Consider the following 303-nt stretch of genomic DNA (forward strand, 5'->3'; position numbering starts at 1 on the left):
AGGAAGTCGTACCATATACATTTTCGATTGTTTGCAGCAAAACACCTATATCGATTGCGTTATAATCAAGCTCGCCTCCATAACCATACTCAAGCGCAGAAAGATTTGAAGTATAACGCTGATTTCCGCCATAACCACGTATAAAAAAGGCAGAGTGTTCACGCATTTCTAATATCCCACTAGGAGAAATCCGTAATGCCTCTATCCACTTGCTTTGATTGCTAATCTTCATCAAACCTGTTTGCAACAAAGCATTTGGCAAAAGCAGATAAGTCGAAACTTGCGGAACAATAGCCCTAACAT

At 39.9% G+C, this 303-nt stretch carries 1 pseudogene; it reads right to left on the bottom strand.

The features are described from left to right. Nucleotides 1-303: pseudogene (locus tag J7R07_RS08080) on the bottom strand (autotransporter outer membrane beta-barrel domain-containing protein); the annotation flags it as partial.

Source organism: Bartonella phoceensis, assembly GCF_902825145.1.
GTDB lineage: Bacteria > Pseudomonadota > Alphaproteobacteria > Rhizobiales > Rhizobiaceae > Bartonella > Bartonella phoceensis.